Here is a 22412-nt window from a genome sequence, read left to right on the forward strand (position 1 = left end):
GGACCCCCGACCTGTCGGCACTGCGGGGTCCTTTCTTTTCTCACCTGATAAGCCACAATGGTTTCGGGTTCAACAGTCCGGGGTACACGGGGTCCAGGTCGGGAAGAAGGGGTCTGGGCGGTGGAACTCAAGGGCGAGTCCGACGGCCTGCTCGGTGGGCGGTATCGGCTCGGTGAGCTGCTCGGTCGCGGTGGTGGCGCGGCCGTGTACGCCGCCGTGGACGTGATGCTCGGGCGCGAGGTCGCGGTGAAACGGTTCGTGCCGAGCGACAGCCGGATCGCGTTGTACCGGTTCGGCGCCGAGGCCCGCTTACTCGCCGGGCTGTCCCATCCCGCACTGGTCACCGTGCACGACGTCTGCCTCGACGACGATCGGCCCTACCTCGTCATGGAACTGGTCCGCGGCGACACGCTGCGCCGGCTTCTGGACGGCGGGCCCATCGATCCGATCACCGTCGCGCGGATGGGGGCGCGGATCGCCGACGTGCTCGCCTACATCCACGACCACGACGTCGTGCACCGAGACATCAAGCCGGCCAACGTGCTCGTCGACGACATAGGGGACGCCTACCTCGCCGACTTCGGGATCGCCCGGGCGCTCGGTGCGGCGCATCTTACCGTCTCCGGCGAGTTGGTCGGTACGGCCGCCTACCTCGCGCCCGAGCAGGTGACCGACGTCGACACCGGCCCCGAGGCCGACATCTACGCGCTCGGCCTCGTCCTCCTCGAATGCCTGAACGGCGAGCCCGAGTACACCGGCACCACCGCGGAGGCCGCGGTCGCCCGCCTGTCCCGGCGGCCGCGGGTGCCCCGGGACCTCTCGTCGTCGTGGCGCGGCCTGCTGACCGCGATGACCGAGTGGGACCCGGCCGACCGGCCCGACGCCGCCCGCTGCGCCGAACTGCTCACCGCGCTCGCCCGCGATCCGTTGGCGAAGATCCCGGCACCGCGGCCGGCCGCCGGACGGCTCCGGGCGGTGCACGCGGCGGTCAGCGCGGCGGTGCTGGTCGGCGCCACCGTGCTCAGCCTGTCGGCCGCCACCAACGTCGTTCCCGGCGAACCCGTCGGCGGGCCGGAGCCGACGAGCACCCAGCCCGGCGGCACCCAGGACACGACCCCGCGCGACCCGATCGGGCGGCACACCCGGATCCCGGTGGCGCCCGCCGTCGGAACGGTGACCACCGAGCACGCGCCGTCAGCGACGAGGAAGGCCCCGCCTCCGGCAGCGCCCGGCAAGGCCCCCGATCCGGCCAAGGACAGGGGCCCGAACGAGAACGCGAGTGACAAGGCGAAGGAGAAGGCCAGGAAGAACGGGCATTGAGCCTGCGAGGCTCAACTTAACTGCAAACAAGACGCTACAGTGTGCCCGTGACAACCGACGCGGCACACCGGCGGAACGCGCGCATCTACCTCCTCGGCCTGGCCGCGTCGCTCATCGGCAGCAGCGCGATGACGCTGGTCGCCGGCATCTGGGTCAAGTCCCTCACCGGCAGCAGCAGCGCCGCCGCCGCGGTCGCGGTGTGCATCTACGCACCGTCCCTGTTCAGCCCGCTCGCCGGACTGCTCGTCGACCGGGTCCGCCGGCGGCGCTTCCTGGTCCTGGTCAACCTGGCCTCCTCGGCCGCGCTACTGCCGCTGCTCCTGGTCGACTCCGCCGGCCGCGTCTGGCTGATCTACGCCGCGATGCTCGCCTACGGAATCTCGCTGGTCCTGGTCGACCCGGCGGAGAACGCGCTGTTCGCGGTGATGCTGCCGCCCGACGTCCGGCGAAGCGTGAACGGTCTGCGGCTCGCGCTCCAGGAGGGCGGCAAGCTCGTCGCCCCGGCCCTGGGCGCCGGCCTGTACGTGCTCGTCGGCGGGGGAGCGGTGGCCGCGGTCGACGCCGCCACGTTCGCGCTCGCCGCGTTCGCGATGACCCGCCTGCGCTTCGACGAGCCGAAGCCCACCCGTACCCGGCGGCGCTGGCGGGCCGAGCTGCTCGCCGGGTTCCGGCACGTCCGCGCGGTGCCGGTGCTGCGGTCGACGGCCGTCGCGGCCGCGGTCGCCATGGTCGTCGCCGGCTGTGTCACCGCGGCCCAGTACGAGCTGGTCGACGCGCTGCACCAGCCGCCGGGGTTCCTCGGCGTACTGACCGGCCTGCTCGGCGCGGGCTCGGTCGTCGCCGGCCTGGTCAGCGGCCGACTGGTGCGGCGCCTCGGCGAACGCCGGCTGGCCGTGCTCGGGCTGGTCAACGGCGCGCTCGGGTACCTGCTGTACCTCACCGCCCTGCTCCCGGCCGCCCTGGTCGGGGCCTTCGTCCTCGGGTTCGCGCTGCCCTGGACGGTGGTCGCGGTGATCAACCTCGCCCAGCGCACCACACCGAACGACCTGCAGGGCCGGGTGTCCTCGGTGGTCACGCTCCTGCTGTTCGCGCCGCAGCCGCTGGCCCACGCGTTCGGCGCGTTCGCGATCGCGACGATCGACTTCCGAATCCTGTACATCGCTGCCGCGGCTGTCACACTGTCCGCGGCGCTGTGGCTGAGCCGCCGGCCGGAACTGATCGAAAACAGTGGGAACCGGGACGACTCGCCGCGCGTCGGTGTGGCCAAGTGAACGCGTTCGGCAACAACGACGGGTACGGCATGGACGGTTACCGGGTAGAACCTGATCAGCTCCGCACGGCGGCGAACGACATCGGCGACGCGATCGGTGCCGCCGACGACACCAACCTCGAGGACGTCCCCGGCGACGCCGGCGCGTACGGCCACGGCAAGGTGGCCGACTCGCTCAAGGCCTTCTGCACCACCTGGGAGCTGGCCAAGCAGATCCTGCAGCAGCGTTCCGCCTCGGCCGGCGAGGCGCTGGTCGGTTGCGCCACCGTGTACGAGCAGCAGGAGGAGAACCACTCCCAGACGTTCGACCCGGCCCATCCAGAACCGAGCCCGAGTCCCGGCCCGGCCCCGACCCCGACGGCGGTGAACTGATGGCGGAGCTCGGGCAGACCGAAGACCCCAAGGAGCTCATCCCCGGCGAGCCGAGCAAGGTGACCGACGCGGCCGACGCGCTGCGCACCAAGGCCGACACCATGGACGGTGTCGCCCAGGACCTCGGCAACGTCCGCATCCCCGACTGGGAGGGCCCGGCGAGCAGCGAGTTCTGGGACAAGTTCACCCCGGAGAAGGCCAACTGGGAACTGGCCCGGGACGCGATGCGCTCCGCCGCCGGCACCCTGGACAGCCACTCCTCCACACTGACCTGGGCCCAGGGCCAGGCCGCCGAGGCCATCGACCTGTGGAACGACGGCGTGGCGGCCACCAACCAGGCGATCCGCGACTTCGAGGCCGACGGCGGCTCGTTCAACCCGGGCACCGACCCGAACGCGTTCCCCGGTACCCCGAGCGGCCCGCAGCCCATCGGCGGCCGGTTCACCGACCCGGGCGCGGCCAAGCGCCAGCAGGCCAAGGACATCCTCGACCGCGCCCGCGAGCAGCTCAAGACGGCCGGCGACACCAACGCCGAGGCCATCGACAAGCAGGGCGGCAAGGGCGACAACGTGCCGAGCTGGCTGAGCGGCCCGGCGCAGTTCGTGCAGAAGAACGGGCCGCAGAAGGTCGCCGTCGACATCAAGGCGACCGAGAGCTGGCTGGAGAAGGCCGAGCGCCAGCAGGGCGAGGGCAACCGCTTCGCCCGCTACGGCCAGTGGGGCGAGCAGTTCCAGAAGAAGCAGGGCCCCGGCGTCAACGTCACCCTGGTCGGCGGGAAGGCCGAGGTCAGCCTGTGGGGCGCCGACGCGAAGGGCGCGACCCAGATCGGCGACGTCACCCTGGCCGGTCAGGCCGGGATCAAGGTGCTCGGTGCCGAGGCCAGTGCGAGCGCCGGGATCAGCCAGGACGGCATCACCGGCCAGGCCAAGGCCGGCGCCTACCTGGCCCAGGCGTCCGCCGAGGGCTCGGCGCACTACGGGATCGCCGAGGTCGGCGGCTCGGCCCAGGGCATGGTCGGCGCGGAGGCCGGCGTCAAGGGATCGATCGGCATGGACGGCGTGAACGTCGGCGCCGAGGCGTTCGCCGGCGCGCGGGCCACCGGCGAGATCCACGGTGACGTCGGCGGCGTCGGTGCCGGGCTCACCGGCGAGGCGTGGGCCGGCGCGGGCGCCGAGGCCAGCGCCACGTTCGGCAAGAACGAGGACGGCAAGTGGACGATCGGCGCGGAGGCGGGCGTCGGCCTCGGCGTCGGTGCCAAGCTGGGCTTCGAGATCACCGTCGACCCGGATGAGGTCACCGATACCCTCGGGGACGCCGCCAACGCGGTCGGGGACGTGGCCAGCGACGTCGGCAGTGCCCTCAACCCGTTCGACTAACCGCTTGGAGCACCGCTCATGGCCACCCAGCTACCCGTACGCATCGAGTTCCGCCTGCCGGACGGCTGGCAGGCGGCACCGCCGGACGAGGTCGGCGCGCCCGGCGTCGCCTTCGTCGCGCTGCACCCGGCCAGCTGCGCCACCGAGGGCGGCTTCACCGCGAACATCACCATCGCCGGCCAGGTCCGCGACCCGGCGCTGACGATGCTCGCGCTCGCCGACGAGTCGGTGCGCCGGCTCGAGCAGAACGCCGGCACCGTGCACGTCCGCTCCCGTACCGAGCTCGGCTCGCCGGAAGCACCCGGCCTGACCCAGGCCCTCGACATCCTGGCCACGGTCCGCGGCGAGGCGCTGCCGCTGGTCCAGACCCAGGTACTGGTGTCGATGACCGACGTCGACGACCCCACCAAGCGGGTCGTGCTCGAACTCGTGCTCACCTGCACCGCCGAGCAGCTGGACGCGGTGATCGGGGACTTCCAGGAGTTCGTGCGCACCGTCCGCCCCGCCGAGGCCGAGGCGGGCCGCTCCTAGCGCAGCGCGTCCGGCGGGAGCTGCTCGACCAGGTCGCAGAGCCGGTCCAGGGCGGGTACGACCTCGTGCGGGTCGAACCCGCCCCGGTCCGGGCGCCAGGTCAGCAGGGACCGGTCGCCGAACCGCAGCGGTCCGGCCGGCGGGTCGGCCAGCAGGCGTTGCCGGACCGGCTGGGTGAGCACCCGGCCGGCGAACGGCTCGTCCTCGGTGCCGACCGCGAACGCCCGGTCGAACTCCTCGTCACCCGTGGTGTACCGGCGGGTCCAGCGCGGCGCCGCGCCCGCCGGGGTGACCAGCGCCGAGGGCACCGGCGCGGGCAACTCGACCGCGAACACCCGCAGGTAGTCGATCTCCGCCGAGGACTCGCCCGGTGCCAGCGCCCTCGGCGGCGAGTACTGGAAGCACGCGAACTCGCGTCCCCGGTGCGACCCGGTGACCAGGTCCAGTGCCGGCCCCCCACGGGAGAACGGGTAGCCGTCGTAGCGGCGCGGGAACTCCTCGTCCACCGGCGTGTAGCGCCAACCGCGGGCGGCGGCGACCCGCGCCAGGTCACGCCCGGCCGCGGGGTCCCGCGCCGCCCGGTTGCGCCGGGCCGTGCGGACCAGCATCCAGGCCGCGAGCCCGACGATCGCGACGAACACCAGCACGAACGCGACCGGGGCCAGCTCCGACATCGCGTGCCTCCCAGGGTGCGGCGGCGGGGGAGCGTCGAGCGTAGCGAGCGGGATTTCGGGCAACGTTCCGCCCCTTGTCACCGGCGCGCCAGCCGCGCGGGTGAGGCTGTCGCCCGTGACCGACTCCCCTGATCTCTCCCGCCGTTCCCTCCTCGCGGCCGCCGTCGCCACCCCGGTCGTCGCCGCCACCGCCACCTCGGGCACCGCCGAGGCGACCGGCCGGCACGGCCGACCCGGCGACCCGGACGACCCCCGGTTCACCGTCGCCGTGCTGCCGGACACCCAGTACCTGATCGACGAGGGCGGCTCGGACCCCGAGCCGGTGCGCGCGGCCCTGCGTCACCTCGTGGACGAGCGCCGGCAGGACAACATCGTGTTCCTGGCCCAGCTCGGCGACATCACCGAGCACGGCACCGAGGCCGAGATGCGCATCGCCGACCGGGTCTACGACACCGTCGACCGCCGGCTCCCGTACAGCGTGCTCGCCGGCAACCACGACATCCCCGGCGGCGACGACCAGCGCGGCGACAGCCCCTACCTGCGCACGTTCGGCCCGCACCGGTTCGCCCGCTCGAACACCTACGGCGGCTCGTCGCCGGACGGCTACCACAGCTACCACCGCTTCCACGCCGGCGGCCGGAAGTGGCTGGTGCTCGCGCTGGACTGGCGGGTGTCCGACCGCGGCATCGCCTGGGCCCAGGGCGTGCTCGACCGCAACCCGACACTGCCGACGATCCTGACCACCCACGACGTGGTGTGGGGCGAGGACTCCGGCGCGGCGCACCTGTCCGACCACGGCCAGCTGCTGTGGGACCGGCTGATCCGCGGCAACGACCAGATCTTCCTCGCGCTCGGCGGGCACTACTGGCCACCCGGGCGCACGACGCTGACCAACGACCACGGCAACACCGTGCACCTGCACATCGTCAACTACCAGGACCGCTACTACGGCGGCGCCGGCATGATCCGGCGGTACGCGTTCGACCTGGTTCGCGGCGTGATCGACGTGTCGACGTACTCGCCGTGGCTGATGGCCAAGCGGCACCCCACCCCGCTGGAGGCCGAGCACCTCGAGCTCACCGGCGACGTCGACCGGTTCAGCGTCGAGATCGACTTCGACACCCGGTTCGCCGGGTTCGCCCCGCCCGCGCTGCCCGCGCCGCGCCCCCCGGCCGCCGTCATGCCCCGCGGCACCGTCGCGTACTGGCGCTTCGACCGCGCCGGGCTGGACCAGGTCCCCGACGGCAGCCCGGTACCGGCCGGCGCGGTGGCCCGCGACCTCACCGGCAACGGCAACGACCTGACCGCCCAGCGCCTGCACGACAGCGCGCCCGAGGTGCTCACCTGGTCGGCCGAGCACCACGACGCGCAGCCCGCGCACGCGAGCCTGCGCTTCGACGGCGGCAAGGCACCCGACCGCGGCGCCGTGCTGCGCACCGGCCAGAACGCCCCGATCAACGACATGAAGTTCTGGTCCGGGTACACCATCGAGACGTTCATCAAGCTGCCGGAGCCGTTCCAGGGCGACCACGCCTGGATGGGCATCCTCAGCTGGGAGGGCCGCGCCGGCGACGCCGGCAAGCACAGCGGCTGGTCCGACGACGAGGTGACGTGCAGCCTCAACCTGTCGGGCGAGCGGTTCCTGCAGTTCGTGGTCTACCCGGTGCCCGTCGACGCCGACCCGACGTCGTGGAGCCACGCGCTCCCGGTCGGCCGGTGGACGCACATCGCCATCGTCAACGACGGCCGGCACACCGTGGTCCACGTCGACGGCTCCCGGATCGCCCGCAACGCCGCCGAGGAGTCCCGCGGCATCACCACGATGGGCAAGCCGTTCGCCATCGGCGGCACCCAGTCCGCCGAGCGGTACGGGCAGGGCTTCTACGGCTGGATCGGCGACACGAGGATCGTGGCCAGGGCACTGCGCCCCGACCAGTTCCTCACCGCCGTGCGCTAGAACCGGCCGACCCCGCCGTAGCCGAGCAGCCGGGCGGGGGAGTCGGACGGCTTCCCCTCCGGCCGCCACGCGTCGAGCAGCACCAGGCCCGGCTCGACGAGCTCGGTGCCGGCGAACCAGCTCTCGATGGTGGCCCGGTCGCGCGGGTACACCTGCTCGTCCGCGCTCTCGTAGAGGTGGAGCAGGCCGGCGAGCTGCTCGGCGGTCTCCTGGTCGGCCTCGTCCCGGCTCATCGTGGAGATGGCCAGGTAGCCACCGCCGGTGCAGGCCTCGCGGTAGGCCCGCACCAGGCCGGCCGGGTCGTACTCGTCGCCGATGAACAACAGCAGCCCGGCGACCAGTACCCCGACCGGCTGGGTGAAGTCGAGCATCCGGGTGGTCTCCGGGTGCTCGAGCACCGAGCGCGGGTCGCGCACGTCGGCCCACACCACGGTGGTGTTCGGGTCGTCCTTGAGCAGTTCGTGGCTGTGGTGCACCGCGACCGACTCGTAGTCGACGTACACCACCCGGGTCGCGGGGTCGATGCGCTGCACGATCTCGTGCACGTTGCCCGCGGTCGGGATGCCGGAACCGAGGTCGAGGTACTGCCGGATCCCCTGCCCCATCAGGTATGTGACCGCGCGGCGCAGCCAGGACCGGTTGATCCGGGCGACGTACCTGACCCACGGCGCCACCTGCTCGACCCGCGCGGCCAGCACCCGGTCCGCCTCGAAGTTGTGCGCGCCGCCGAGGTGGTAGTCGTACATGCGGGCCGCGTTGGGCTTCTCCAGGTCGAGCTGCCGAACGTCGGTCGGGGGGAGGGGGTTCATGCCGTCAACTCTACGAGTACACGGTGGCCTCGCGTGCGGTCTCCCGGATGCCGTCCCGGCCGTGGAAGATCCGCAGGCCCCAGGACGTCAGCGCGTCCGGGTCGAAGCCGGTCACCATGTCCAGGTACTCGACGCCGCCGCCGTTCCCGCTCCACGACCAGCCGAGGTAGCCCAGCCCGCTGGCTCGGGTCGCCGCGAGGATGGTGTCCTCGTCGGGGTTGCCGTCGGAGTGGTTGTGCCCGAACTCGCCGACCATGATCGGCAGCCGGGCGGCGACGAACGTGTCGAGGTAGTTCGTGATCTCCGCCGCGGTGTCGAACACGCCGTACATGTGCACGGAGAACATCGTGTTCCGCGCCGGGTCCGCGGCGAACACCGCGGCGGCGTTGTCCCGCATGGTGAACGACCAGTCCTGGCCCCAGTTCGGCGCGTCCACCACCAGGGTGTGCTCGAACCCGCCGGCCCGCAGCCGGCCGATCGCGTCGATCGTGTCCTGGGTCCACTCGGTGTAGTTGGTGTTGCCGAACGGCTCGTTGCCGATGTTCACCAGCACGTAGCGCTCCTGGCCGACGAGCGCGGCACGGACCCGCAGCCAGTAGTCCACCGCCTCGGCGAGCGAGACCGCGGCGCTCTGCTCGCCGTACCCGGTGGTGTCGTGCACTTCGAGCACGCAGACCAGCCGGTTCGCCTTGCACAGCGACACCACGTTCGCCACGTCGTCGACGGTGTTCTCGGTCCACTGGTGACCCGACGACAGGACCACCCGGACGGTGTTCGCGCCGAGCGCCTTGATGTCGGCGAAGGCGCCCGTCTCACCCCGGAACCAGGTGTGGGCGTGGTTGACGCCACGCATGACGAAGTCGTTGCCGTTCGCCTCGACGAGCCGGCCGTCGCTGATGTGGAAACCTTGCGCGCGTTCGCTTCCAGTGCCGGTATCCGCACCGGCCGTCGAGGGGGAGCACAGGGCGGCCAGCACGGCCACCGCGATGGTCAGGGCCTTCTTCATTCGCTCCTCATTCCCGCGCGAAACTTCATTGTTGGCGATTTGGGAGCGCTCCCAGCCTCGACCATAGCGCGACACGCGCTGTCGGGGAAGTCCGGTTTTTCTCGACTCAGGCGGATTCGCGCCGGACCAGCTCGGTCGGCAGGATCACCGGGGCCAGCTTCGCGTCCGGATCGCGGAGCTGGGTGATCAACAGCTCGGCGAGCTTGCGGCCCATCCGCTGGGTCGGCTGGCTGACACTGGTCAGCAGCGGGTTGGTGTTCCTGGCCAGCTCGGAGTCGTCGAAGCCGATCACGGCCACGTCGTCGGGCACCCGTCGGCCGGCCGCCCACAGCGCGCGCAGCGCTCCGGCCGCCATCGGGTCGCTGGCCGCGAACACCGCGTCCAGCTTCGGGTCCTTCGCCAGCAGCTCACGCATCGCGGACTCACCGCTCGCCTGACCGAAGTCGCCCCGCGCCACCAGCCGCGTCACGCCCCGCTTGCCGCGCAGGGCGGCGCGGTACCCGCTCAGCCGGTCCAGCCCCGCGGCCATGTCCCTCGGGCCGGTGATCGTCGCGATCCGGCGCCTGCCCTGCTGGTAGAGGTACTCGGTGGCGGCCCGCGCGCCGGACTCGTTGTCCGCGTCGACGTAGGGCACCGCGCCTCCGTCGGCGACCGGGCGGCCGATCAGCGCGACCGGCGCACCGGCGGCGAGCAGGTTCTGCGGCAACGGGTCGTCGCCGTGCAGGGAGATCAGCATGACGCCGTCGACGTGCCCGTTGCGCACCAGCTGCTCGACCCGGTCGTGTTGCCGCGCGGTGCTCGCCATCATCAGGTTGAGCTGCAGGGGAGTGCTGGACAGCTCCTGGCTCAGCCCACGCACGATGCTCGCGAAGAACGGCTCGCCGAACACCCGGTCCTCGGACTCGGACACCACCAGCAGCACCGTGTCGCTGCGCTGGGTGACCAGGCTGCGGGCCGCCTGGTTGGGCACGTAGCCGAGCTTGCGGATCGCGTCCCGGACGGCCTTGAGCGCGTACGGGCTCACCTCGAGCGAACCGTTCACCACCCGCGAGGCCGTGCCCCGCGACACGTTCGCCTCGACCGCCACCTGCTCCAGTGTGGGGCGCCCGCTCGCCCGGGACCGACCCTTGCCCGCCATGCTGAACTCTCCCGCGCTCCGGTACCCCGACGCCTGCTCCCGATACTACTGGGAGCCCTCCCAGGCCACGTGTTCCTTGACTCGATGTGATGAACGCGGCACACTGAGGCAGCGATTTGGGAACGCTCCCATCCAACCTTTCGTCCTTTTTGCCCGGAGGTATGGATGGAGTTCAGGAAATGGTTCGTCGCCGTCTGCGCGTGCGCGACGGTGTTCGCCCCCGGCGTGCCCGGTGCCGCCGCCGAACCGGCGGACTCGGTGTTCTATGTGGACCCCGAGACCAGCGGTGCGCGCTGGGTCGCCGCCAACCCGAACGACTCGCGCGCCGCGGTGATCCGCGACCGGATCACCACCGTGCCCCAGGCGCGCTGGTTCACCACGACCAACACCGGCACCGTTCGGTCCGAGGTGGACTCGTTCGTCGGCGCGGCCTCGGCCGCCGGCAAGATCCCGATCATGGTCGTCTACAACATCCCCAACCGCGACTGCGGCGGGGCGAGCGGCGGCGGCGCGCCGTCGCACCAGGCCTACCGGGCCTGGGTGGACGAGGTGGCCGCCGGTCTCGCCGGCCGCCCCGCCTACATCGTGCTCGAACCGGACGTGCTGCCGATCATGTCCAACTGCCAGAGCCCCGCCGAGCAGGCCGAGACCTCGGCGTCCATGGCCTACGCGGGCAAGGCGCTCAAGGCGGGCTCCGCTCAGGCCGAGGTGTTCTTCGACATCGGGCACTCGGCATGGCTCGACCCTGGCGAGGCCGCCGCCCGGCTGCGCGCCGCGGACATCGCGAACAGCGCGGACGGCATCGCGACCAACGTGTCCAACTACCGGCACACCGCCGACGAGGTCGCCTTCGCCAAGGCGGTGCTGGCCGACCTCGGCGTCGGCGGCCTGCGCGCGGTCATCGACACCAGCCGCAACGGCAACGGCCCGGCCGGCGACGAGTGGTGCGACCCGCCCGGCCGCGCGATCGGCACGCCGAGCACCACCGAGACCGGCGACTCGGCGATCGCCGCCTTCCTCTGGGTGAAGCTGCCCGGCGAGGCGGACGGCTGCATCGCCCCGGCCGGGCAGTTCGTGCCCGACCGCGCCCACCAACTCGCCACGTCGTGACGGGAGGCCGACCCACCCCGACCAGGCACCACCACATGACAACGACGTCAGGAGAGTGACGTGTCCGTTCGAACTCGCGCCGCGGCCGTCGTGTCGGCCGCCGCGCTGCTCCTGCTCGGCATGCCCGGCTCCGCCGCCGCGCACGGCTCGACCACCGACCCGCCGTCCCGGAACTACGGCTGCTGGGAACGCTGGGGCGACGACTTCCAGAACCCCGACATGGCAACCGAGGACCCGATGTGCTGGCAGGCCTGGCAGGCCGACCCGAACGCCATGTGGAACTGGAACGGCCTGTACATCGACAACGCGGGTGGCGACCACCAGGGCGCGGTTCCGGACGGCCAGCTGTGCAGTGCCGGCCGCACCCAGAACGGCCGCTACGCCGCGATGGACGCGGTCGGCGAGTGGCAGGCGGTGGAGAAGCCGACGAACTTCACCGTCAACGTCCTCGACCAGGCCCTGCACGGCGCCGACTACTACCGGGTGTACCTCACCAGGCAGGGCTTCGACCCGCTCACCGAGCCGCTCGGCTGGTCGGACCTGGAGCTGGTGGCGGAGGTCGGCGAAACCCCGCCGCGGAGCAACACGTCGATCCAGGTCGACGCCGGCTCGCGGACCGGCCGCCACATCGTCTACACCATCTGGCAGGCCAGCCACATGGACCAGTCGTACTACTTCTGCAGCGATGTCATCTTCGAGTAGCACGGGAAGGGCCGGCCGCGGCACGCGCCGCGGCCGGCCCTCCGGTGCCGGATCAGTTGGTGAACACCACGTCGGAGCAGTTGAAGAAGCCCTCGGGGCTGTCCGAGCGCTCCCACACCGAGTAGACGATGTGCCGGCCGGTCTTGTTCGGCATGGTCGCCGGCCAGGTGTACTCCGGGCCGTGCGGGCCGGTGCCGTTCACCGGCGGGTCGGTCACCTCGTGCCACGGCTCGAGGTCGTCCCAGCCGAGCGGCTCGTTCGGGTTCCAGCCGTCCTTGGTGATGAACTGGTACCAGGTGCCGGGGTGCTGCGCCCACGCGTTGTACCGGATGGTGACGTTGGCGCCGGCCCGTACCTCGGTGGTCGGCCAGTCGGTGCGCGCCAGCCGGTAGGCCGCGTACTTGTCCGACGGCCCGCACAGCGACCCGTCCGGCAGGCTCCGCCACTGGTCGCCGATGCTGGGCAGCAGGTTGCCGAACCAGTCCCACAGCGGCTGCTTGCCGCCCTGGGCGATCGCGGCCTGGCAGGCCGGGTTGGTCGGGTTCAGGTCGCCGCCGTTGCCACCTTCGAGGCCGTTGACGTAGCAGGCGTAGGTGCGGGTGGCCGGGAAGGTCAACCCGCCGTGTGCCGACGCGGTCGGCGCCGGCACCACCACCAGCAGGGTCGCCGCGAGCGTGGTGATCGCGCCGAGCACCGTCGTGCGGCGGCCGACCCGGCGATCGGCTCGGCGGCCGGCTCTGCGTCTGGTCCTCACATCGCCCTCCTTCGTTGGAGTTCAATGTGGGAGCGCTCCCAACCTCTGAGCCTACCGCCGGGTGTCAATAGCCGCCCGCTCCGGTGCCGGACGAGCAGCTGGATCCGCCTCCAGACGTTGACACCTACTGTGATCAACTGCTAACAATTTGTGTACCCCTTGTGGGAGCGCTCCCAGACTCCCATGCCCTGCATCCTCACTGCGACACCTGCTTGGAGCAACGGATGAGACGACGACGACTCTATTTGGGAGCGCTCCCAGTCCTGGCGGCGCTCAGCTCGGTGGCACTCGTCGCGCCGGTGGCGGCGGTGCCGGACACCGAGCCCCGGCCGGCCGAGACGGCGCTCGCGGTACCGGGCATGGACGCCCAGTCCGTGGACCGGTTCCTCGAGCTCTACGACAAGCTCAAGGACCCGGCGAACGGCTACTTCAGCGACCACGACCTGCCGGTCCCGTACCACTCGGTGGAGACCCTGATCGTCGAGGCGCCCGACTACGGGCACGTCACGACCTCGGAGGCGTTCAGCTACTGGATCTGGCTGGAGGCCCAGTACGGCCGGGTCACCGGCGATTGGGGCCCGTTCAACGAGGCCTGGGCGTCGATGGAGGAGCACATCATCCCCTCCGCCGACGAGCAGCCAGGCAACTCCGGGTACAACCCGAACGACCCGGCGACCTACGCCCCCGAGCACGACACCCCGGAGGACTACCCGAGCCAGCTGGACTTCGACGTGCCGGTCGGCCAGGACCCGATCGCCGACGAGCTGTCCAACACCTACGGCACCGACGACATCTACGGCATGCACTGGCTGCTCGACGTGGACAACCGCTACGGCTACGGCAACTGCGGCGACGGCACGTCCAGCCCGGCCTACATCAACACCTTCCAGCGCGGTCCGGAGGAGTCGACCTGGGAGACCGTGCCGCACCCGTCCTGCGACACGTTCGCGCACGGCGGCGAGAACGGCTACGTCGACCTGTTCGTCGGTGACCAGCAGTACGCCCAGCAGTGGCGCTACACCAACGCGCCGGACGCCGACGCCCGCGCCGTCCAGGCCGCCTACTGGGCGCTGACCTGGGCCCGCGAGCAGGGCAACGAGTCGCAGATCTCCGACACGGTCGCCAAGGCCGCGAAGATGGGCGACTACCTGCGCTACGCGATGTACGACAAGTACTTCAAGCAGATCGGCGACTGCGTCGGCCCGGACAGCTGCCCCGGCGGCACCGGCAAGGACAGCGCGCACTACCTGATGTCCTGGTACTACGCCTGGGGCGGCGGCGCGGACGGCGGCTGGGCCTGGCGGATCGGCTCCAGCTCGTCGCACTTCGGCTACCAGAACCCGATGGCCGCCTGGGTGCTGTCCAACGAGGACGCCCTGCAGCCGGAGTCGCCGACCGCGGTGGGCGACTGGGAGAACAGCCTCGACCGGCAACTGGAGTTCTACCGCTGGCTGCAGTCCGCCGAGGGCGCCATCGCCGGCGGCGCGACCAACAGCTGGAAGGGCCGCTACGAGCAGCCGCCGGCCGGCCACTCGACCTTCTACGGCATGTACTACGACTGGCAGCCGGTGTACCACGACCCGCCGAGCAACCGGTGGTTCGGCATGCAGACGTGGTCCATGCAGCGGATCGCCGAGCTGTACCACCAGACCGGCAACGCCGACGCCAAGGCGCTGCTGGACAAGTGGGTGGCCTGGGCGATGGACAACACCACCGTCGACGCCTCAGCTGGCACCTGGCAGGTCCCGGCCGAACTCGGCTGGGAGGGCCAGCCGGACACCTGGAACCCGGACGACCCGGGCGACAACTCCGGCCTGCACGTCACCGTCACCGCGCACAACCAGGACCTGGGGGTGACCGCGGCGCTGGCCAGGACCCTCATGTACTACGCGGCCGAGTCCGGTGACACCGCCGCCCAGCAGATGGCCGGCGACCTGCTCGACGCCATGTGGGCCAACAGCGACGACATCGGCATCTCGGTCGAGGAGACCCGCGCGGACTACAGCCGCTTCGGCGACGAGGTCTACGTGCCGGAGGGCTGGACCGGCACCATGCCCAACGGCGACCAGATCGAGAACGGCTCCACGTTCACCTCGATCCGGTCCTGGTACACCGACGACCCGAACTGGCCGCAGGTCGAGGCCTACGTGAACGGCACCGGCCCGGCGCCGACGTTCCGGTACCACCGGTTCTGGGCGCAGGCGGACATCGCGATGGCGATGGCCGACTACGGGCTGCTCTTCCCCTGATACCTCGGGTGGGGCCGGGAAAGTACCCTCGCCGCCGGCCCCACCCGAGTTCCACCCCAGGAAGGACCTCGGGATGCGCCTTCGCACCATCCTCGCCACGGTCTCGCTCGCCGCGACCGCCGCCGTCGCACTGCCGGCCACCGCCCCCGCACAACCGGCCGGGTTCGCCTACGGCGAGGCGCTGCAGAAGTCCCTGTGGTTCTACGAGGCCCAGCAGTCCGGCGACCTGCCGGCGTGGAACCGGGTCGGCTGGCGCGGCGACTCCGGCCTCGCCGACGGCGCCGAAGCCGGCCTGGACCTCACCGGCGGCTGGTACGACGCCGGTGACCACGTGAAGTTCGGCTTCCCGATGGCCTCCTCGGCCACCATGCTCGCCTGGGGCGCGGTCGAGTACCGCGACGCCTACGCCGCCGCAGGCCAGCTCGACGAGCTGGCGAACAACCTCCGCTGGGTCACCGACTACTTCCTCAAGGCCCACCCCGAGCCGAACGTCCTCTACGGCCAGGTCGGCAACGGCGGCACCGACCACGCCTGGTGGGGCCCCGCCGAGGCCATGCCGATGGACCGCCCCGCCTACCGCATCGACGCCTCCTGCGGCGGCTCCGACCTCGCCGGGGAGACCGCCGCCGCGCTCGCCGCGTCCTCGATCGTGTTCCGCCCGACCGACCCCGGCTACGCCGACACCCTCGTCACCCACGCCCGCCAGCTCTACACCTTCGCCGACACCGTGCGCGGCGAGTACACCGACTGCATCACCGACGCCGCCAACTACTACAACTCCTGGAGCGGCTACGTCGACGAGCTGGTGTGGGGCGCCGCCTGGCTGCACCGCGCCACCGGCGACGCCGACTACCTGGCCAAGGCCGAGGCCGAGTACGACAACCTGAGCACCGACCCCGCCACCGGCCACCGCTCGTACAAGTGGACGATCGCCTGGGACGACAAGTCCTACGGCGCCTACGTGCTGCTCGCCATGCTCACCGGCGACCAGCGGTACGTCGCCGACGCGAACCGCTGGCTGGACTACTGGACCGTCGGCGTCGACGGCCAGCGCGTGCCGTACTCGCCGGGCGGCCAGGCCGTACTCGACCGCTGGGGCTCCCTGCGCTACGCCGCCAACACCGCGTTCGCCGCGTTCGTCTACGCCGACTGGACCACCGACGCGGAACGCGCGCAGCGCTACCACGACTTCGCCGTCGGCCAGATCGACTACATGCTCGGCGACAACCCACGCGGCTCGTCGTACGTGGTCGGGTTCGGCGAGAACCCGCCGCGCAACCCGCACCACCGCACCGCGCACGGCTCGTGGTCCAACAGCATCCAGTCCCCGGAGGACAACCGGCACGTGCTCTACGGCGCGCTCGTCGGCGGCCCGCCGCAACCGGACGACCACTACGTCGACGACCGGGGCGACTACGTGATGAACGAGGTCGCCACCGACTACAACGCCGCCTTCACCGGTGCCCTCGCCCGCATGTACGCCGAGTACGGCGGTGAGCCCCTCGCCGACTTCCCGGCCGCCGAACAACCCGACGGGCCCGAGGTCTACCTGCAGGCCGCGGTCAACTCCACCGGCGCGAACTACACCGAGATCAAGACCTACGTGGTCAACCGCTCCGCCTGGCCCGCCCGGGTGCTCGACGACGGCTCGTTCCGCTACTACTTCACCCTCGACGAGGGCACCACGCCCGACCAGCTCACGCTCACCGACCACTACAACCAGTGCTCACCGCCGACGGGGCCGACCCAGCACGCCGGGGCCGTCCACTACGTGACCGTCGACTGCTCCGGCCAGGAGATCAGCCCGGCCGGCCAGTCCGAGCACCGCCGGGAGATCCAGTTCCGGATCACCAGCTCCGGCGCCTGGGACCCGACCAACGACTGGTCCTACCAGGGCGTCGAGACCACCCCCGGCGGCACCCCGGTCACCGTCGAGCACATGACCCTCCACTCCGGCGACACGCCGATCTGGGGTACCGAGCCCGCCTGAGACCAACCCGATCCCGATCCCACAAGGAAGTGGCAGATCATGAGGTCGATAACCCTGCTCGCCGTCGCGGCGATCGCCGGCGCGCTGCTCGTGGCGCCCCAGGCCGGTGCCGCCCCGGTGGAGCCGGCCGCCCAGACCCACACCTGGCGCAACGTCGAGATCGCCGGTGGCGGGTTCGTGCCGGGCATCGTGTTCAACCGCACCGAGCCGGACCTGATCTACGCGCGCACCGACATCGGCGGCGCCTACCGCTGGAACCCGGACACCGAGCGGTGGATCCCGCTCCTGGACTGGGTCGGCTGGGACAACTGGGGCTACAACGGCGTGGTCAGCCTCGCCAGTGACCCGGTCGACCCGGACCGGGTGTACGTCGCGGCCGGCATGTACACCAACGACTGGGACCCGAACAACGGCGCGATCCTGCGCTCCGCCGACCGGGGCGAGACCTGGGACGTGTCCCCGCTGCCGTTCAAGCTCGGCGGCAACATGCCGGGCCGGGGCATGGGGGAGCGGCTCGTCGTCGACCCGAACGACAACCGGATCGTGTACCTCGGCGCGCCGGACGGCAACGGGCTGTGGCGCAGCACCGACCACGGTGTCACCTGGTCCGAAGTGGACAGCTTCCCCAACCCGGGTAACTGGGCGCAGGACCCGAACGACCCCACCGGCTATCTCTCCCACCGGCCCGGCGTCGTCTGGGTCACCTTCGACCCCACCAGCGGCTCCCCGGGCAGCCAGACCCAGGACATCTACGTCGGTGTCGCGGACCTGCGGAACACCGTCTACCGCAGCACCGACGGCGGCACCACCTGGGAGCGGATCACCGGCCAGCCCACCGGGTTCATGGCGCACAAGGGCGTGCTGGCCGACGGGTATCTGTACATCGCCACCAGCGACACCGGCGGCCCCTACGACGGCGGCAAGGGCGACGTGTGGCGCTACGCCACCGCCACCGGCGAGTGGACCCGGATCAGCCCGGTGCCCTCCGACAGCGCCGACGCGTACTTCGGGTACAGCGGCCTGACCGTAGACCGGCAGAACCCGGGCACGCTCATGGTCGCCACCCAGATCTCCTGGTGGCCGGACGTCGTCTTCTTCCGCAGCACCGACTTCGGCGCCACCTGGACCCGGATCTGGGACTGGGCCGACTATCCCAACCGGACCCTGCGCTACACCCAGGACATCTCCGCCGTGCCGTGGCTCGACTTCGGTGCGAACCCGCAGCCGCCGGAGAGCACGCCCAAGCTCGGCTGGATGACCGAGTCGCTGGAGATCGACCCGCACGACCCGGACCGGATGATGTACGGCACCGGCGCGACCGTCTACGGCACCACGAACCTGACCGCGTGGGACGCCGGCGAGCGCATCACGATCCGGCCGATGGTCGGCGGGCTCGAGGAGACCGCGGTACTCGACCTGGTCAGCCCGCCGTCCGGGGCGCCGCTGGTCTCCGCGCTCGGCGACGTCGGCGGGTTCCGGCACGACGACCTGGACACCGTCCCCGAGACGATCTTCACCGGCCCGGTCTTCACCAGCACGACCAGTCTCGACTACGCCGAGCTGAACCCGGGTGTCATGGTGCGGGCCGGGAACTTCGCCGACGCCGACCGGCCGAACGACAGCCACGTGGCCTTCTCCACCGACGGCGGCGCGAACTGGTTCCAGGGGACCGAACCGGAGGGCATCGACGAGGGCGGCACGGTCGCCGCCTCGGCCGACGGCAGCCGGTTCGTCTGGGCCCCGGCCGGGCAGCCCGTGCACTACTCGGTCGGGTTCGGCAACACCTGGACCCCCGCCCAGGGCCTGCCGGCCGGCGCGATCGTCGAGTCCGACCGGGTGAACCCGAGCGTGTTCTACGGGTTCGCCGGCGGCCGGTTCCACGTCAGCACCGACGGCGGCGTGACGTTCCGCGACACCGGCGCCACCGGCCTGCCCGACAGCGCCAGGTTCAAGGCGCTGCCGGGCGTCGAGGGCGACGTCTGGCTCGCCGGCGACACCGGCCTGTACCACTCCACCGACGCCGGCGCGACCTTCACCCGGCTGTCCACTGTGGAGGACGCGGTCAACGTCGGCTTCGGCCGGGCCGCACCGGGCGAGAGCTACCCGGCGCTCTACACCGTCGCCACGATCGGCGGAACCACGGGCGTGTTCCAGTCCGACGACGGCGGCGCGAGCTGGTCGCGGATCAACGACGACCAGCACCAGTTCGGAAACATGGGAGAGGCGCTCACCGGCGACCCGAGGATCTACGGCCGGGTCTACCTGGGGACCAACGGCCGGGGCGTCCTCTACACGGATGTGGCGGGAAGTCAACACCGGGAAGAGAAGGAACCCCTGCATGAAACTCCTCAGTAGACACCGGATGTCCGCCGCCACGGCCGTGCTGGCGATGGCCTCCGGAATCGTGGTGGCGGGCGCCGGCTCCGCGTCGGCCGCGCCGGGCTGCTCGGTCGACTACCGGACGAACGGATGGGGCGGCGGGTTCACCGCGAACCTCACCGTGACCAACACCGGCGACCCGGTCGACGGCTGGACGCTCGAGTTCGCGTTCCCCGGCGACCAGCGGATCACCAGCTCCTGGAACGCGACCTGGAGCCAGAGCGGCCAGCAGGTCTCGGCCACCAACCTGACCTGGAACCGCTCGCTGGGCACCGGCCAGTCCACCGAGCTCGGCTTCAACGCCACCGGCGGCACCGCCGCGCCGGCCTCGTTCACCGTCAACGGCGTCGAGTGCGGCGACACCGACCCGGGACCAGACCCCGATCCGGACCCCGACCCGTCCGGCACCCTGCGCGACCACGCCGAGGCCCGCGGCTTCCTGATCGGCACCGCGCTGGCCACCGGCCCGCTGTCCGGCGAGGCCAGCTACCGGGACATCGCCGGCAGCGAGTTCAACGTGGTCACCGCGGAGAACGCGATGAAGTGGGACGCCACCGAGCCGCAGCAGGGGCAGTTCAACTTCTCCGGCGCCGACCAGATCATGGACTTCGCCGAGGCCAACGGTCAGACCGTGCACGGCCACACGCTCGTGTGGCACAACCAGACACCGGGCTGGGTGCAGAACCTCGACGCGAACGCCATGCGCACCGCGATGCGCAACCACATCGACACCGTCGTCGGTCGTTACGCCGGCCGCATCCCGAGCTGGGACGTGGTCAACGAGGTGTTCAACGAGAACGGCGGGATGCGCGACTCGTTCTGGTACCAGCGGCTCGGCGAGAGCTACATCGCGGACGCGTTCCGCGCCGCCCGCGCCGCCGACCCGAACGCCGAGCTGTGCATCAACGACTACAACGTCGAGGGCATCAACGCCAAGAGCACCGCGATGTACAACCTGGTCAGCCGCCTGCGCGGCCAGGGCGTGCCGATCGACTGCGTCGGCATCCAGGGGCACCTGTCGATCCAGTACGGGTTCCCGAACGACCTGCGGCAGAACATCCAGCGCTTCGCCGACCTCGGCGTGGACGTGAAGATCACCGAGCTGGACGTGCGGGTGTCGACGCCGGCCGATGCCAACGAGCTGGCCACCCAGGCCACCTACTACCGCAACGTCATCGACGCCTGCCTCGCGGTGTCCCGCTGCGACCAGCTCACGGTCTGGGGCTTCACCGACAAGCACTCGTGGGTGCCGGACACCTTCCCCGGTGAGGGCGCCGCCCTGCCCTACGACCAGAACTACCAACCGAAACCCGCATACCAGGCGCTGCACGACGCGCTGGCCGGTTGAAATCCCCCACCAAGGAGGAAATGAGAAATGAAAGTCCATACCGGACGGACACGATCGCGTCCAGGCCGGGCGGTGGTCGCGACCGCGGCGTTCTCGCTCGCCGCGGGGCTGCTGACCGTCGGCTCCGTCGCGAACGCCGAGCAGGATGGCGCCGCGAGCGCGGACACCGCGATCCAGCAGCGCGTGGAGAACCCGTACGAGGGTGCCCAGGTCTACGTGAACCCGGACTGGCAGGCCAAGGCCCGCGAGGGCGGCGGCTCGGCGATCGCCGACCAGCCGACGTTCGTGTGGATGGACCGCATCGCCGCGATCACCGGCACCGAGGGCGCCCGCGGCCTGCAGGCGCACCTGGACACCGCGGTGGACCAGGGCGCCGACCTGTTCCAGCTGGTGATCTACAACCTGCCGGGCCGGGACTGCGCCGCGCTGGCGTCGAACGGCGAGCTGCCGGCGGACGCGATCGGCAGGTACGAGAGCGAGTACATCGACCCGATCGTCGACATCCTCGACGACCCCGCGTACGCCGACCTGCGGATCGTGACGGTCATCGAGATCGACTCGCTGCCGAACCTGATCACCAACGTGGCCCCGCGTGAGACGCAGACCGACAACTGCAACACGATGAAGGCCAACGGCAACTACCAGAAGGGCGTCGGCTACGCGCTCGGCCAGCTCGGCGCGCTGCCCAACGTCTACAACTACATCGACATCGGGCACCACGGCTGGCTCGGCTGGGACGACAACTTCGAGCCGTTCGCCGACCTGGTGATGAACGAGACGGTGAACAACAACGGCGCGTCGCCGGACGACGTGCACGGCTTCGTGTCCAACGTGGCCAACTACGGGGTGCTGCACGAGGAGCACTTCGACGCCGACACCGTGATCGGCGGCCGGGCGGTCCGCGAAACCTCGTCCTGGGTCGACTGGAACCGGTACGTGGACGAGGCCTCCTACGCCAAGGCGTACGGCGACCTGTTCTCCCAGCGGTTCGGGCGCCCGATCAGCATGCTGATCGACACCTCCCGCAACGGCTGGGGCGGTGCGGACCGTCCGGACGGCCCGAGCTCGTCGACCGACGGCGACACCTACGTCGAGGAGTCCCGGATCGACCGCCGCATCCACACCGGCAACTGGTGCAACCAGTCCGGTGCCGGCATCGGCGAGCGCCCGACGACCTCCCCGGAGGAGGGCATCGACGCCTACGTGTGGGTCAAGCCGCCGGGTGAGTCCGACGGCTCCAGCGAGGAGATCCCGAACGACGAGGGCAAGGGCTTCGACGAGATGTGCGACCCGGCGTACCAGGGCAACCCGCGCAACGGCCACAACCCGTCCGGTGCGCTGCCGGACGCCCCGCTGTCGGGCCACTGGTTCCAGGCGCAGTTCGACGAGCTGATCCGGAACGCGTACCCCCCGCTGTGAGGTGACCG

At 71.2% G+C, this 22412-nt stretch carries 18 protein-coding genes; 13 read left to right on the plus strand and 5 right to left on the minus strand.

Going from position 1 to position 22412, the window contains the following annotated elements:
- The first annotated feature begins 120 nt into the window (after nucleotides 1–120).
- From JT362_RS10620 to JT362_RS10640, 5 genes are read left to right on the plus strand one after another with little or no spacing between them, the layout of a single operon-like run.
- The gene (locus JT362_RS10620; RefSeq protein WP_260190921.1) at nucleotides 121–1320 is read left to right on the plus strand and encodes a serine/threonine-protein kinase; all 1200 of its coding nucleotides are present in this window, start codon (nucleotides 121–123) and stop codon (nucleotides 1318–1320) included.
- A 47-nt stretch (nucleotides 1321–1367) separates the two neighbouring features.
- Nucleotides 1368–2591, plus strand: a complete 1224-nt coding sequence (locus JT362_RS10625; protein ID WP_260190922.1) for an MFS transporter — start codon at nucleotides 1368–1370, stop codon at nucleotides 2589–2591.
- Nucleotides 2588–2962: a WXG100 family type VII secretion target gene (locus JT362_RS10630; RefSeq protein ID WP_260190923.1), complete on the plus strand. Its 375-nt coding sequence runs from the start codon at nucleotides 2588–2590 to the stop codon at nucleotides 2960–2962. The genes JT362_RS10625 and JT362_RS10630 overlap by 4 nt, the downstream gene beginning before the upstream one ends.
- Nucleotides 2962–4338, plus strand: coding sequence for a putative T7SS-secreted protein (locus tag JT362_RS10635; RefSeq protein ID WP_260190924.1), 1377 nt, complete (start codon nucleotides 2962–2964; stop codon nucleotides 4336–4338). The genes JT362_RS10630 and JT362_RS10635 overlap by 1 nt, the downstream gene beginning before the upstream one ends.
- Nucleotides 4339–4356: 18 nt before the next feature.
- The gene (locus JT362_RS10640) at nucleotides 4357–4869 is read left to right on the plus strand and encodes a hypothetical protein (protein WP_260190925.1); all 513 of its coding nucleotides are present in this window, start codon (nucleotides 4357–4359) and stop codon (nucleotides 4867–4869) included.
- On the opposite strand, the gene JT362_RS10645 is transcribed toward JT362_RS10640, so the two are convergent.
- Nucleotides 4866–5543 carry a hypothetical protein gene (locus tag JT362_RS10645; RefSeq protein WP_260190926.1) on the minus strand — a complete coding sequence of 226 codons (678 nt, stop codon included), beginning with the start codon at nucleotides 5541–5543 and terminating at the stop codon, nucleotides 4866–4868. The genes JT362_RS10640 and JT362_RS10645 overlap by 4 nt on opposite strands.
- Before the next feature lie 115 nt (nucleotides 5544–5658).
- On the opposite strand from JT362_RS10645, the gene JT362_RS10650 reads away from it, so the two are divergent.
- On the plus strand, nucleotides 5659–7500 hold the full coding sequence (locus tag JT362_RS10650; RefSeq protein WP_260190927.1) for a LamG-like jellyroll fold domain-containing protein: 1842 nt from the start codon (nucleotides 5659–5661) through the stop codon (nucleotides 7498–7500).
- On the opposite strand, the gene JT362_RS10655 is transcribed toward JT362_RS10650, so the two are convergent.
- From JT362_RS10655 to JT362_RS10665, 3 genes are all read right to left on the minus strand, one after another.
- Nucleotides 7497–8309 (minus strand): SAM-dependent methyltransferase, encoded by an 813-nt coding sequence (locus JT362_RS10655; protein WP_260190928.1) that lies wholly within the window; start codon nucleotides 8307–8309, stop codon nucleotides 7497–7499. The two genes, JT362_RS10650 and JT362_RS10655, sit on opposite strands and share 4 nt — an antisense overlap.
- 10 nt (nucleotides 8310–8319) lie before the next feature.
- The gene (locus tag JT362_RS10660; protein ID WP_260190929.1) at nucleotides 8320–9315 is read right to left on the minus strand and encodes a cellulase family glycosylhydrolase; all 996 of its coding nucleotides are present in this window, start codon (nucleotides 9313–9315) and stop codon (nucleotides 8320–8322) included.
- A gap of 106 nt (nucleotides 9316–9421) precedes the next feature.
- Nucleotides 9422–10453: a LacI family DNA-binding transcriptional regulator gene (locus tag JT362_RS10665; protein WP_260190930.1), complete on the minus strand. Its 1032-nt coding sequence runs from the start codon at nucleotides 10451–10453 to the stop codon at nucleotides 9422–9424.
- A gap of 165 nt (nucleotides 10454–10618) precedes the next feature.
- Between JT362_RS10665 and JT362_RS10670 the strand changes: the two genes are divergently transcribed.
- Nucleotides 10619–11563: a glycoside hydrolase family 6 protein gene (locus JT362_RS10670; protein WP_260190931.1), complete on the plus strand. Its 945-nt coding sequence runs from the start codon at nucleotides 10619–10621 to the stop codon at nucleotides 11561–11563.
- A 120-nt stretch (nucleotides 11564–11683) separates the two neighbouring features.
- Complete coding sequence (locus tag JT362_RS10675) at nucleotides 11684–12265, plus strand: lytic polysaccharide monooxygenase auxiliary activity family 9 protein (protein ID WP_260191048.1); 582 nt, start codon at nucleotides 11684–11686, stop codon at nucleotides 12263–12265.
- Nucleotides 12266–12317: 52 nt separating this feature from the next.
- Here JT362_RS10675 and JT362_RS10680 read toward each other — a convergent pair whose 3' ends face one another.
- Nucleotides 12318–13019, minus strand: a complete 702-nt coding sequence (locus JT362_RS10680) for a lytic polysaccharide monooxygenase auxiliary activity family 9 protein (RefSeq protein ID WP_260190932.1) — start codon at nucleotides 13017–13019, stop codon at nucleotides 12318–12320.
- A gap of 224 nt (nucleotides 13020–13243) precedes the next feature.
- Between JT362_RS10680 and JT362_RS10685 the strand changes: the two genes are divergently transcribed.
- From JT362_RS10685 to JT362_RS10705, 5 genes are all read left to right on the plus strand, one after another.
- Nucleotides 13244–15268 (plus strand): glycoside hydrolase family 48 protein, encoded by a 2025-nt coding sequence (locus tag JT362_RS10685; RefSeq protein WP_260190933.1) that lies wholly within the window; start codon nucleotides 13244–13246, stop codon nucleotides 15266–15268.
- A gap of 73 nt (nucleotides 15269–15341) precedes the next feature.
- Complete coding sequence (locus JT362_RS10690) at nucleotides 15342–17258, plus strand: glycoside hydrolase family 9 protein (protein WP_260190934.1); 1917 nt, start codon at nucleotides 15342–15344, stop codon at nucleotides 17256–17258.
- Between the two features lie 39 nt (nucleotides 17259–17297).
- A complete protein-coding gene (locus tag JT362_RS10695) occupies nucleotides 17298–19613 on the plus strand; it encodes a WD40/YVTN/BNR-like repeat-containing protein (protein WP_311202685.1) in 2316 nt (771 codons plus the stop codon).
- Entirely contained in the window at nucleotides 19597–20985 is a 1389-nt protein-coding gene (locus tag JT362_RS10700; RefSeq protein WP_311202686.1) for an endo-1,4-beta-xylanase, read from the plus strand. The genes JT362_RS10695 and JT362_RS10700 overlap by 17 nt, the downstream gene beginning before the upstream one ends.
- Before the next feature lie 72 nt (nucleotides 20986–21057).
- Entirely contained in the window at nucleotides 21058–22404 is a 1347-nt protein-coding gene (locus JT362_RS10705; RefSeq protein WP_311202687.1) for a glycoside hydrolase family 6 protein, read from the plus strand.
- Nucleotides 22405–22412 lie beyond the last annotated feature (8 nt).

Origin of the sequence: Actinophytocola gossypii, assembly GCF_025165815.1 — a bacterium.
Classification (GTDB): domain Bacteria; phylum Actinomycetota; class Actinomycetes; order Mycobacteriales; family Pseudonocardiaceae; genus Actinophytocola; species Actinophytocola gossypii.